Here is a 12,888-nt window from a genome sequence, read left to right as displayed (position 1 = left end):
AAGCTCGCCTAAAGATTTGTAAATTGATATAACAAATTGTACCTAGTTTGATGACCTCCCGTTCCGTTAGCATACTCTGTTTTTTTCTTATTGGCCTATTTGGTTTTTCCCAAAGCCGGTTTGTTATTGAAAACAAACAGCGATCATGCAACATTAAGTTTAAGCTAATCAATAATTTGGCGGTAATACCGGTTGAGGTGAATGGCGTTGAATTGTCTTTTCTATTGGATACAGGAGTAAGCAAACCCATTATCTTCAATTTTTTGAATGTTTCCGATACGTTGAACATCAAAGAAACCGAAACCATTTTTTTGCGCGGGCTGGGCGAAGGTAAAATGGTGGAAGCCCTAAAATCTAAAAACAATATCTTTAAAATTGGTGAAGCCATAAAACTGAATCAAGATCTCTATGCCGTTTTCAATGCCAATTTAGATTTGTCGCCCCGTTTGGGCATTCCCATTCATGGTATTATTGGCTTTGATTTATTCCGCGATTTGGTGGTTCAGATTAATTACTCCACGCAGCGACTAAAACTTACCGAACCCGAAGCCTATAAAATGAAAGATTGCAGGAAATGCGAAACTTTCAATCTGGAGTTTTACAACGGAAAGCCTTATATAAATGTCAAGGTAGAAATTGATGCCAAGGAAATCCCCGTTAAATTGTTGATAGACTCTGGTGGGAGTGATGCCCTTTGGTTGTTCGAAAATGAAGATTTGGGAATACATTCTTCCGACAAATATTTTTATGATTTTTTGGGTTACGGACTAAATGGCAGTGTTTACGGAAAACGCTCGAAAGTGGATAAGTTTTTTTTGAAAAGCTTTGAGCTGAAAAAGGCCAATGTGGCATACCCCGATTCGTCTTCCGTTATTTTTGCCAAACAAATCAGGAACCGAAACGGTAGCTTATCTGGAAATATTTTAAAGCGTTTTGATGTGGTTTTTAATTATCAAAAAGCACGTGTAACCCTAAAGAAGAACAAGTATTTTAGGCTGCCGTTCAATTACAACAAAAGCGGTATTGAATTAGCGCACGACGGTGTTCGGTTGGTAAAAGAGGAGAAGGGTAAGGTGCTAAACCCCAAAGAAAGCTACCAAAACAACACCCGCATAATTATAGATACCCACTATAAAATTGCTTTAAAGCCAGCCTATGGTATTGTAGAGCTTCGGGAGAATTCGCCCGCAGAACAGTGCGGTTTGCAAAAAGGCGATATCGTAATAAGTGTAAACGGCAAGCAAACCCACCAATTTTCGCTACAGGAAATTATGCAAATCTTTCATGATGAAGCTGGAAAAAAAATGAGATTAAGAGTTGAAAGAAACGGTAGACCTTTAAATTTTAGTTTTGAGTTGACTGATTTTTTGGATTGAATATGTTAAGTATTTTAGTGTGCTAAGATTGGACAGCTGTAAGTGTAAATAGCGAATGTAGAAAATAAATTCGCGCCTTTTGAACCTTTGCGAGATGGTATAAAAAAAGGCCTGAATGTGAATTCAAGCCTTTTAAATTTAATTGTTGTTAAACTTTATTGCTGTACAATACTTTTTCCTTTTTTGTCTAAAACGCTAGCTTTACTAGGGTCAATAACTTCTCCTTTAATTTTTAAAGCCACGGTAGGCGTTTCGGCATTCGAAATAACCGTAATCGTTTTTCTTATCGGGTTAACACGATTGGTGTCATATTTTACTTCAATTTCGCCCGTTTTTCCAGGTAAAATAGGGTCTTCCGGTTTTTTAGGAATGGTACATCCGCAGCTAGAAGACACTTTCGATATGATTAAAGGTTCGTTACCTGTGTTGGTAAATTCGAACGTTCTAACGCCGTTGGCGCCTTTTTCTATAGTACCGTAGTCGATGGTTTCTGTTTTAAACTCAATTTTAGCTTGAGCATTAACAGAAAAACTGATTAACCCGACGAATAAAATGGTAATTAATTGTTTCATGATTTGGTTTTTTTTTATGGTTCATTATTAGGGTTTTGGCATTTTTTTTAATGCTTAAAACCGCTTAAATTTCTCCTTTAATTTAAATCAAACATACTTACTTTTTCCACAATCAACAAAAATAATAGATAAAATACATGTTAATTAACAGGTTTTAACCATTGTAAATAAGCCTTCTGCCTTTATTATTTTGTAATCGTTTCTTTCAATAATCCCTAAAAATTAAGGGCTGATAAAGCCTATATTGTTTTTGTGAAAAAAGAAATATAAGTACTTTTGCAGACTAAAATGTTCAAAAACTATTCCAAAGCATGCAAATTCCTTCAAAATATGATGCCGGTCAGGTAGAAAACAAGTGGTATAACTATTGGATGAGCCATAATTATTTCCACTCTGAACCCGATGAAAGAGAGCCTTACACCATTGTAATTCCGCCGCCAAACGTAACGGGAGTTTTGCACATGGGGCACATGCTAAACAATACCATTCAGGACGTGTTGGTACGTCGCGCCCGATTATTGGGTAAAAATGCATGCTGGGTACCGGGTACCGATCATGCTTCGATTGCCACCGAGGCTAAAGTAGTGGCCAAATTGAAGGAGCAGGGTATTGATAAAAACGATTTAACCCGCGAGGAATTTTTAAAACATGCTTGGGAGTGGACGCACGAATACGGCGGCGTTATTTTAGAACAGCTAAAAAAATTGGGTTGCTCGTGCGATTGGGATCGAACCAAATTTACCATGGACGATGCCATGAGCGAATCGGTAATAAAAGTGTTTGTCGATTTATTCAACAAAGGATTGATTTATCGTGGTTACCGAATGGTAAATTGGGATCCTGAGGCTAAAACCACCCTTTCGGACGAAGAGGTGATTTATGAAGAAAAGCAAGGTAATCTTTACTATCTAAAGTATAAAATTGAAGGCAGTGAGGATACCCTAACTATTGCCACTACGCGTCCGGAAACCATTTTTGGCGATACTGCCATTTGTATCAACCCTAACGATGAACGTTTTACGCATTTAAAAGGAAAAAAAGCCATTGTGCCCATTTGCGGAAGGGTGATACCAATTATTGAAGACGATTATGTTGATGTGGAGTTCGGTACGGGATGCTTAAAAGTAACCCCAGCACACGACGAAAACGACAAGGTGTTGGGCGATAGGCACCAATTGGAAGTGGTTGATATTTTTAATGATGATGCTTCGTTGAACAGTTACGGACTGCATTACCAAGGTAAAGATCGCTTTGTGGTACGAAAGGAAATCGTTGCCGAGTTGGAAGCCAACGGTCAGTTGGTGAAAACCGAAACGCATGTTAATAAAGTCGGTACTTCCGAAAGAACCAAAGCTGTAATCGAACCACGATTAAGCGACCAATGGTTTCTTAAAATGGAAGAGTTGGTAAAACCAGCTATTGATGCGGTTTTAAAGACCGAAGACATTAAGTTGTTCCCTAAAAAGTTTGAGAATACTTATAAACACTGGATGGAAAACATCCGCGATTGGAATATTTCCCGTCAGTTGATGTGGGGGCAGCAAATACCAGCCTATTATTACGGTGACGGAAAAGAGGATTTTGTAGTGGCCGAAAACATGCAACTGGCACTCGATTTGGCTAGACAGAAAACTAAAAATGCTGCACTTACCGAAAAGGATTTACGCCAAGACCCCGATGCACTTGATACGTGGTTTTCTTCGTGGTTGTGGCCTATGAGTGTTTTTGATGGCATCAACAATCCTGAAAACGACGATATAAAATACTATTACCCCACCAACGATCTGGTTACCGGTCCGGATATTTTATTCTTTTGGGTAGCCCGAATGATTATTGCTGGGTACGAATATAAAGGCGAAAAGCCGTTTACCAATGTGTATTTAACAGGTTTGGTACGCGATAAGCAACGCCGAAAAATGAGTAAATCGTTAGGCAATTCACCAGACGCTTTGAAACTCATTGAAGAATACGGTGCCGACGGCGTGCGCGTGGGCTTATTGTTGAGTAGTGCCGCAGGCAACGATTTATTGTTCGATGAGGCCCTGTGCCAACAAGGAAAAGGTTTTGCGAATAAAATTTGGAACGCTTTTAGGCTGATTCAAGGTTGGGAAGTTGACGAAAACATTCCGCAACCCGCAACTGCAAAAGTAGGCTTGGAGTGGTACGAAGCCAAGTTCCAAAAGGCTTTAACCGAAATTGAAGACCACTTTAGTAAATACCGTTTAAGCGATGCCTTGATGACCACTTACAAATTGATTATGGACGATTTTTCGTCGTGGTTGTTAGAAATCATTAAACCGGCTTACCAAAAGCCCATCGATGCCCGAACCTATAAAGCGGTTATCGAAGCTTTTGAAAACAACTTAAAAATATTGCACCCGTTTATGCCGTTCCTTACCGAAGAAATATGGCAGTATATTGCAGAAAGAACACCAGAGGAAGCCTTGATTGTTGCCCAGTGGCCAGAAAGTAAAACCATCAACCAAACCTTGATTGCGGAGTTCGATTTTGCTTCGGAAGTGATTTCAGGAATTAGAAACATCAGAAAACAAAAGAATATCGCCTTTAAGGAAGCGATTGGCTTTTCGGTAATCAATAACGAAAACACCAACAAAACTTTTGATGGGGTGATTGCCAAATTGGGTAATTTGGAAGCGGTTGAATATGTGACGGAAGCTATTGAAGGCGCCTTGACCTTTAGGGTGAAATCCAACGAATATTTTATCCCGATGGCTGGAGCTATTGACGTGGAAGCTGAAATTAAAAAGCTTACCGAAGAACTCAATTACACCGAAGGCTTTTTAAAATCTGTGCAAAAGAAACTCTCTAACGAGCGTTTTGTTGCCGGAGCACCCGAGCAAGTGGTAAACGCCGAAAAGAAAAAAGAAGCCGATGCCTTGGCTAAAATTGAAACGCTAAAGGCTAGTTTGGCTAGTTTGGGGTAAACGGTTTTTGATGGATTATTGCTAGCGCTCGTCTGTGACGAGTGCTTTTTTTGTATTGTTGTTGGCTAGCACTCGTCGAAGACGAGCGCTAGCGGGGGGCTTTTTCTGTACCTGAATTATTTGAATTGTAAATAATATTCTGTTCGGTTTGGCAGTCGATAACCATTACGTCATTTCCTTGATTTTCGATTGAGATAAGATTCCAAGTTCCAACCAAATCGTCTTGTTCAGAGTTGTTTGAATTATCGTCGGATGAACAAGAATAAATTAAGGACCCAATTAAGATTCCAAAAAATAAATTCGCTTTTTTCATTTCGTAAAGTTTGGTTTAAATTGTTTGTAGCGGTTTGGCTACGAAGCGTATCCCGTAGGGTATGCTTTATAGGTTTTGTTGTGTTTAGTTATTTTATAAATCTTAATTACTGGGTCAAACGTGTCAATTCTCTCATATTTTATGTTTTCGATTGATTTCAATAACCCATCAGTAAATCCATACTTTTTGAATTTTCTGAAGTTCGAATAGTGGCTTGTAAATCTCTGGTCTAACCACAAGAGTGTTTTATGTTTTACATTTTCTGGCTCACTGAATCCACAAATAATTGTGGTGTTTGAAGCAGCGATTAGCTTTTCAATTAATTCTATTGCTTTGTTCCAAGGTAATATGTGCAGTAGAAGACTTGCAACGGAGTAATCGACCTTAGGCTCTGAATACGGCTCTCTTAGTAAATCCACTATTCTAAATTCAAGATTATTAATTTGTTCTTCATTAGCTCGTTCTAATGCATAACCAATTAGTTGTTCTGATATATCGTAGCCAATCCCCAATTTTAACTTATGACAAAGTTTAAAGAGCAAATCTCCATTTCCACAACCTAATTCTACTAATGTGGTATTAGGTTCAACAAGTTCTACTATTTGCAAACGAATTGAGCGTAAATATTTGTCGACCGTATTTGCTTTAAGCTTCCCTTTCATTTCTAATTAAACACAACTTTAAGGATATGCATCGTTTTATTACTCAAACAAGTTCATTACAGGTGATTTATGTCCGTCGTTAAACGAAAGTAGTTGAAAATTTCTACAAAATCAAGTTATCGTAATTATTACTTCCTATACAAAAAGTAATCGTTAACCAATTCGATGTATTTTTTTTTGGCATCTTTTTCGGTAAGGTCGCGGGCTTGGAAGAGGGCGTTGGTTTTAAAGGCATTAATTATGGGCTTTTTGCTTCGTGGGCGCCCATAATCATTGGTAGCTTTTTTGTAGTAGGCGTAGAGCTTTAAAAGGGTGTCGGCAGGAAAGGGCTCCTTGTGGGCGTTCACCTGGTCTACGGCTTCCTGAAAGGCGATATCTAGCTTGCTTTTGCCCATTATTTTGTGGCGATAATGGTTTCTCCTCCTCGAACTTTTTGGTTTAGGCTTACGTTAACTTTGGTATTTAAGGGTAAAAAAACATCTACACGTGATCCAAATTTTATAAATCCGGATTCACTGCCCTGAGCCACTTTATCGTTAAAGTTAGCATAGTTTACAATGCGCTTGGCCAAGGCGCCCGCAATTTGGCGGTGCAACACTTTTCCAAAAGTTTGGTTTTCAACCACAACGGTTGTACGTTCGTTTTCTTCGCTGGCTTTTGGGTGCCAAGCCACTAAGTATTTTCCGGGGTGGTATTTGCTGAAAATAACGTTGCCGCCAACAGGATAGCGGGTTACGTGTACGTTTACGGGCGACATAAATATGCTTACCTGCAAGCGTTTTTCCTTGAAGTATTCTTTTTCAAAAACTTCTTCAATCACTACTACTTTACCATCAACGGGCGATACCACTTGTTTATCGTTCGGAACTGTGTTTCGCTTGGGGTTTCTAAAAAACTGAAGAATGGCAATTAAAAAGCCAATTAAAACGACCATAACAACGGTACGCAGCCAACCGATGCTTATGTAACTATCGGCCAACAACACTCCGGCAACAACAATAACAAGCGTTACAAATATAATTTTATGGCCTTCTTTATGAAACATAGTGTATAATTCTTAAAAATAAATAAATAAAAGGGGCAGCAAAAATGATACTGTCCAGCCTATCGAGCAATCCGCCGTGGCCCGGCATAATAATGCCACTGTCTTTTACTTTGGCTTGTCGCTTAAACTTCGATTCTATTAAATCGCCCAAAGTGCCAAAAACACTAACAATAATACTTAAACCAAGCCAACTGGTAAAGCTCAAGGTGTCTGTAAAGGTAGCAATAAAATAGCTTGCCACACAAGCGAAAAATAAACCGCCCAAAAAGCCTTCGACCGTTTTTTTTGGTGAAATTTTTTCGAAAAGCTTTTGCTTACCAAAGTTTTTTCCCACTAAAAAAGCGAACGAATCGTTTACCCAAACCAAAATAAAACAACCCAGTAAAATGTTTGGGTTATAAGTTTCATAAAAGTTAGCGATTAAAACCAAGAAAACAAAGGCGCTAGACAGATAAAAAGTAGTGAGTAAATAGCGTTTTGAACTGAATAGCGGAATGGTTTTTTCTGAAAACAAATCCTTGATTAGGAACAACTCTACAAATATGGAAAGTACCATTAGAATTTGGGTGGCTTCGTTGAGTCCCAATTCTGAGTTCCACACCACTTGCCAAAAGCCAAAAATGCCGTAAAGCGCAATAAAAATAATATAGGCGATATAGCTTTTTAGCTGAATGAGTTTTTTAAACTCACTGAGGCAGATTAAACCAAAAACAAAAAAGAGGGCAATAAGGGCATTTTCAAAAAACAAACTTATTATTAAGAGTAAAACATATAGAATGCCTGAAAGTGATCTTACCAGAATTTCTTTCATTTAGTTTAGTTTTTGTAACAGCTAGTTTGGTTTAAAAGTTTTTGTTTGCGCGAGTTATACGGCTTGAAGTTGATAATTACAGATCTTCTAAAAGGAGGAGGTATAGATTTTTGGCGCTACTGCCATAGCTTAAAAAATCTTTTTCGTCGCTCGATTTAAAATGCTTTATCGTGGTAATGTTGGTGGGTATTTTTTGTTTGTTTTTCAATTTTATACCGCGAAGCCCTTCACTTATATTTTCAACAATTTGGCTGGTGGTAGCAAAAACCACAAAGTTTTCAGGGAGTTCGATAAGTTTTTTTTCGAAAATTTGTTGCGATGAAATCAAAAGCGAACCATCGTTGGCTATAAGGTTTTCGCAAGTGGTTAAAAAATAGGCCGATTCGCCCGCTGATTTTGAAGGGATTGCTGAGGTGTTTTTAAACTTGTCTTGCAAGTTTTTATCGACCAACAAGGCTTTTTGGGCTTCCCATTTGTTTTCGGCAATAATGTTTTCAAAATTGGCGTAAACTTCGTTTAAGTCTTCGCAGTACAAGAACTTACCGCCGTTTGCTTTAAAATTTATAGTGAACCTTTCGTCTATTGGAAGCTTTATTTCGGGCATGTATTTCCCACGCTCTTCAGATTTTATTTCATCCTCAGACCGTTCTGATTTAGAACCAAAAAGTTTTCTAAAAAGACTCATTTAATGATTTGCTATTAACCGTGATTTACATGAGGTTTATCAAATATAAAAAATCTTAAATTAACCTTGCGGCTAATTTAAGATTTCCTTGTGAAAATTATGGGTTTAGGACTATTCTTCTTCGTCCTTTGCTATCTTTTCTTCCGTTACTTCTGTTTTGGCTAAAATAGGTTCTTCTTTTTCAAAGGCACGTTTGCCAAATATTTTTTCCAAATTGTCTTTAAAAATCACTTCTTTTTCGAGTAACACTTCTGCCAATTCGGTTAATTTATCTTTGTGTTCCTCCAACAATTTAACGGCACGTTCGTATTGTTCTTCAATAATTCTGGAAATTTCCTTATCGATAAGTTCGGCGGTTTCTTCACTGTAAGGTTTTGTGAAACCGTATTCGCTTTGTCCGCTGGAATCGTAATAGGTTAAGTTTCCAATTTTGTCGCTTAATCCGTAAACGGTAACCATGGCACGGGCCTGTTTGGTTACTTTTTCGAGGTCGCTCAAAGCACCGGTTGAAATCTTATTGAAAATGACTTTTTCGGCAGCACGACCACCAAGGGCAGCACACATTTCGTCAAGCATTTGCTCCGGACGAACAATCAAGCGTTCTTCGGGTAAATACCAAGCAGCACCCAACGAGCGCCCACGAGGTACGATTGTTACCTTTACCAGCGGAGCGGCATGCTCTAACATCCAACTTACGGTGGCGTGGCCCGCTTCGTGGTAAGCCACTGCTTTTTTCTCACTAGGCGTGATGATTTTATTTTTCTTTTCCAATCCGCCAATAATTCGGTCTACCGCATCAAGGAAGTCCTGTTTGTCTACCGCTTTTTTGCCATTTCTGGCAGCGATTAAAGCGGCTTCGTTACATACGTTGGCAATATCGGCACCCGAAAAGCCTGGGGTTTGTTTGGAAAGGAAATCCAAATCTAAATCCTTAGCCTTTTTTAAAGGTCTTAAATGCACTTCGAAAATCTCCTTACGCTCACGAACATCGGGAAGATCGACAAAAATTTGTCGGTCGAAACGCCCCGCACGCATCAAGGCTTTATCTAAAATATCGGCACGGTTGGTAGCGGCCATCACAATAACGTTGGTATTGCTGCCAAAACCGTCCATTTCAGTCAGTAACTGGTTTAGCGTGTTTTCGCGTTCGTCGTTACTTCCAGACATCGCGTTTTTACCACGGGCACGGCCAATCGCATCAATTTCATCAATAAAAATGATGGAAGGCGATTTTTCCTTAGCTTGTTTGAACAAGTCGCGCACACGAGAGGCACCAACCCCAACGAACATTTCCACAAAATCGGATCCCGAGAGTGAAAAGAATGGTACTTTGGCTTCGCCTGCAACGGCTTTCGCCAAAAGGGTTTTACCGGTTCCCGGAGGGCCTACAAGCAAAGCCCCTTTTGGTATTTTTCCACCAAGGGTGGTGTATTTTTCAGGGAATTTTAAGAAATCTACAATTTCCTGAACTTCTTCTTTTGCACCTTCAAGCCCGGCAACATCTTTAAAACTGGTTTTAACTTCGGTGTTTTGGTCGAACAATTTGGCTTTCGATTTTCCGATGTTGAAAATTTGTCCGCCAGCACCACCGCCAGCAGCGCCCGACATACGGCGCATAATAAAAATCCAAACGGCAATAAGCAAAATAAAAGGCAGGATGCCCATAAGTAAATTGCCCCATTCGTTGTTTTCAATATCAAATTTTACAACGGGTTTATTGTTTAGGTCTTTGATGGCCTCGTTAATATCGTTCTCGAAATTTTCTAAGGTACCATACTTAAGTTTATAATTTGGTAGAGGAGCCGAAGTGGGAATAAACGTTTGTGGTTTTGATTTCCTGTGCGTTTCTTTGGCTTCAGCTTCTGGGGTTAAATATACTTTGGCTACCCCTGTGTTTTTTATAATATCTACTTTGGCAATATCGCCATCTTCCAAATAGTCGAAAAATTGGGCAGTGGTTATAGAGCTACTATTTTCTTCAATGCCGCTGTTTAGCAATGAATATCCTAAAAATATAGCTATAAGTATACCGTAAATCCAGTATGGACTGAATTTTGGTTTATTGTCTTTCTTGTTTTTTTTATCTTTTGCCATTACAGTTTTTTAGTAACTAGTTTCTATAATTGTTGTTTTTGCATCGCCCCAAAGGCTTTCAATGTCGTAATATTCCCTAATGTGTTTTTGGAACACGTGCACAACAACATTTACGTAGTCGATCAGTACCCATTCGGCATTATCGGCCCCTTCGGTATGCCAAGGGTTGTCTTTTAATTCTTTACTTACTTTTCTTTGAACGGAGTTAACAATGGCGTTTACTTGTGTGTTTGAAGTACCCTCGCATATAATAAAGTAATCGCAAACCGTGTTTTCAATTTCCCTTAAATCTAAAATGCTAATTTCTTTTCCTTTAACATCCTCAATACCACTTAAAATTACCGATATGAGTTGGTCTGCGCTTGTTTTTTCTTTCGCCATTAAATTTATTTAATTTGTGCAAAGTTATTATTTTTTTGGTTCTTTATACTTTAAAATAATCATAAGATTGAATACTTGTAAAATAACCTGCAAATGCGTATAATCAAACTTGATGCCACCGATTCCACAAACAGCTATTTGCGCCATTTGAACAGCGTTGAAACGGTTGAGGATTACACTGCGGTGATAGCCAAAAATCAAACCCAGGGTAAAGGGCAGAGGGGAGCGGTTTGGTTGAGTGAATCGTCTAAAAACCTAACGTTTAGCGTGATTAAGGATGTTTCGGCTATCGATTTAAAAGAACCATTTTACATAAGTATGGCTGCCGCGTTGGCTGTGGTGAAGGCTTTAAATGGATTGTCGTTACCACGATTGACTATAAAGTGGCCGAACGACATTTTGTCAGAAAACAAGAAAATTTGCGGCATTTTAATCGAAAATGTCATAAAACAAAACCGCATCAATGCTTCCATAATTGGCATCGGACTTAATGTAAACCAAACCGAGTTTGAAATTTTGCCACAGGCCTCGTCGTTAAAAAATATTACTGGAAAAGATTTTAATACCGATGAATTGGCTTTGGGCATTTTGCAGCAGTTGAAGTACTACTTTTCGCTTTTAGAAGCAGGCAGGCATAGCGAGGTTAAGACTGAATATGAAAACCAACTGTTTAGAAAAAATAAACCTTCAACATTTAAGGATGCTGAAGGTTTGATGTTTTCTGGTTTTATTAAAGGCGTGGCCCCATCGGGGTGCTTACAAGTATTGCTGGAAGATGATATCCTAAAGGAATTCGACCTCAAGGAAATCTCCCTTTTGTATTAAACCGCTTTCGGGATACTGGTGGCCAAAGTTTCAATAAATTTGCTGATAGGCTTTTTTATCATCATGGCCATCATCGGGTTGAAATCGCCCAAAAACTCTAGTTTTACTTCACTTGAATTTTCATTTTTTGGGTTGATATGCCCAATTAGTGAAAAGTCTATTTTTCCGCCGGCGGCACCAAATACGATTTTGTTTGGAGGCACTACTTCTTTCTTTTTTAAGGTGATTTCTGGCATGCCAGACAGAGCAAAAATAAAAGTGTCGTCGCTCAACACTTCAAATTTGCTAATATTTTCGGGCATTAAGGATTCAAAATTTTTAACGTCTTCCAAAAAAATGAAAATATCTTCGGGAGATTTACCAACGCTAACTTTAGGTGATTCTAAATTCATAAATACATTTAAAAGTTTAAATTTTTAACTTATCAATCGGCGTTCCATTCGCTGGGGTTGGCATTCCATTCCGATAATGTTTTGATTTCCTTTTGTGAAATATAGTTGGTTTCCAAGGCTTGTTCCAATAAACTTTCGTAGTTGCTCAGCGTGTGCAACATCAAGTGTTCTTTTTCGAAATTTTCCTTGGCGACATCAAAACCATAGGTAAAAATGGCTACCATACCTTTAACGTTAACACCGGCTTCCTTTAAGGCTTTTACGGCATTTAGGCTGCTTTTTCCGGTGCTGATTAAATCCTCGACCACCACAACGTTTTGTCCACTTTCAACAAAACCTTCAATTTGGTTTTTTCGACCGTGACCTTTGGCTTCCGGACGCACATAAATGAAGGGTAGCCCCAAATATTCGGCCACCAACATGCCTATGCCAATGGCACCTGTGGCCACACCGGCAATAACATCGGGCTTGCCGTATTGGCGCTCAATATGTTTGCCCATGGTTTCGCGAATGTAATTGCGAATGGGTGGAAAAGACAACACAATTCGGTTGTCGCAATAAATAGGGGATTTCCAGCCTGATGCCCAAGTAAACGGTGTTTTGGGGCTGAGTTTTATCGCATTAACCTGCAGTAAAACTTCGGCTGTTTTTTTGGCGGTATCTTTGTTGAAAATCATAGCAACAAAATTAAGCATAAATTTAATTTTACCGAATGGACGGGCGTTTAATCAAAAATATTTTTTTCAACAATGCCCAGATTGCTAGTAAAAATGATATTTTTACCATG

At 38.8% G+C, this 12,888-nt stretch carries 14 protein-coding genes; 3 read left to right on the top strand and 11 right to left on the bottom strand.

The genetic code is table 11. From position 1 onward, the window contains the following. The first annotated feature begins 176 nt into the window (after positions 1–176). Positions 177–1,376, top strand: a complete 1,200-nt coding sequence (locus ABI125_13875; protein ID XCF05791.1) for a PDZ domain-containing protein — start codon at positions 177–179, stop codon at positions 1,374–1,376. 155 nt (positions 1,377–1,531) lie between these two features. Here the strand turns inward: ABI125_13875 and ABI125_13870 are convergent, their stop codons facing one another. Continuing rightward, positions 1,532–1,948 (bottom strand): DUF1573 domain-containing protein, encoded by a 417-nt coding sequence (locus ABI125_13870; protein XCF05790.1) that lies wholly within the window; start codon positions 1,946–1,948, stop codon positions 1,532–1,534. Positions 1,949–2,259: 311 nt separating this feature from the next. On the opposite strand from ABI125_13870, the gene ABI125_13865 reads away from it, so the two are divergent. Further along, on the top strand, positions 2,260–4,893 hold the full coding sequence (locus tag ABI125_13865) for a valine--tRNA ligase (GenBank protein XCF05789.1): 2,634 nt from the start codon (positions 2,260–2,262) through the stop codon (positions 4,891–4,893). An 88-nt stretch (positions 4,894–4,981) separates the two neighbouring features. On the opposite strand, the gene ABI125_13860 is transcribed toward ABI125_13865, so the two are convergent. From ABI125_13860 to rsfS, 8 genes are all read right to left on the bottom strand, one after another. Then, positions 4,982–5,206, bottom strand: coding sequence for a hypothetical protein (locus ABI125_13860; GenBank protein XCF05788.1), 225 nt, complete (start codon positions 5,204–5,206; stop codon positions 4,982–4,984). Positions 5,207–5,244: 38 nt separating this feature from the next. Then, positions 5,245–5,868, bottom strand: coding sequence for a class I SAM-dependent methyltransferase (locus ABI125_13855; protein XCF05787.1), 624 nt, complete (start codon positions 5,866–5,868; stop codon positions 5,245–5,247). A 128-nt stretch (positions 5,869–5,996) separates the two neighbouring features. Then, positions 5,997–6,263: an acyl-CoA-binding protein gene (locus ABI125_13850; GenBank protein XCF05786.1), complete on the bottom strand. Its 267-nt coding sequence runs from the start codon at positions 6,261–6,263 to the stop codon at positions 5,997–5,999. Beyond that, positions 6,263–6,913 (bottom strand): phosphatidylserine decarboxylase family protein, encoded by a 651-nt coding sequence (locus tag ABI125_13845; protein XCF05785.1) that lies wholly within the window; start codon positions 6,911–6,913, stop codon positions 6,263–6,265. Before ABI125_13845 ends, ABI125_13850 begins: the two co-directional genes overlap by 1 nt. After that, the gene (locus ABI125_13840; protein ID XCF05784.1) at positions 6,903–7,724 is read right to left on the bottom strand and encodes a phosphatidate cytidylyltransferase; all 822 of its coding nucleotides are present in this window, start codon (positions 7,722–7,724) and stop codon (positions 6,903–6,905) included. Before ABI125_13840 ends, ABI125_13845 begins: the two co-directional genes overlap by 11 nt. 76 nt (positions 7,725–7,800) lie before the next feature. Further along, the gene (locus ABI125_13835; GenBank protein ID XCF05783.1) at positions 7,801–8,409 is read right to left on the bottom strand and encodes an LUD domain-containing protein; all 609 of its coding nucleotides are present in this window, start codon (positions 8,407–8,409) and stop codon (positions 7,801–7,803) included. Positions 8,410–8,520: 111 nt separating this feature from the next. Next, positions 8,521–10,503 (bottom strand): ATP-dependent zinc metalloprotease FtsH, encoded by a 1,983-nt coding sequence (ftsH, locus tag ABI125_13830; protein XCF05782.1) that lies wholly within the window; start codon positions 10,501–10,503, stop codon positions 8,521–8,523. A 9-nt stretch (positions 10,504–10,512) separates the two neighbouring features. Then, the gene (gene rsfS, locus ABI125_13825; GenBank protein XCF05781.1) at positions 10,513–10,884 is read right to left on the bottom strand and encodes a ribosome silencing factor; all 372 of its coding nucleotides are present in this window, start codon (positions 10,882–10,884) and stop codon (positions 10,513–10,515) included. 93 nt (positions 10,885–10,977) lie between these two features. Between rsfS and ABI125_13820 the strand changes: the two genes are divergently transcribed. Further along, positions 10,978–11,709 (top strand): biotin--[acetyl-CoA-carboxylase] ligase, encoded by a 732-nt coding sequence (locus ABI125_13820; protein XCF05780.1) that lies wholly within the window; start codon positions 10,978–10,980, stop codon positions 11,707–11,709. On the opposite strand, the gene ABI125_13815 is transcribed toward ABI125_13820, so the two are convergent. Next, positions 11,706–12,101: an SRPBCC family protein gene (locus tag ABI125_13815; protein ID XCF05779.1), complete on the bottom strand. Its 396-nt coding sequence runs from the start codon at positions 12,099–12,101 to the stop codon at positions 11,706–11,708. The genes ABI125_13820 and ABI125_13815 overlap by 4 nt on opposite strands. 32 nt (positions 12,102–12,133) lie before the next feature. After that, positions 12,134–12,778, bottom strand: a complete 645-nt coding sequence (gene pyrE, locus ABI125_13810) for an orotate phosphoribosyltransferase (GenBank protein ID XCF07914.1) — start codon at positions 12,776–12,778, stop codon at positions 12,134–12,136. Positions 12,779–12,888 lie beyond the last annotated feature (110 nt).

Source organism: Tamlana crocina, from assembly GCA_040429635.1.
Lineage (GTDB): Bacteria > Bacteroidota > Bacteroidia > Flavobacteriales > Flavobacteriaceae > Flavisericum > Flavisericum crocinum.
Note: the sequence above shows the minus strand (reverse complement) of the source record. Positions and strands in the feature narration are given on the sequence as shown.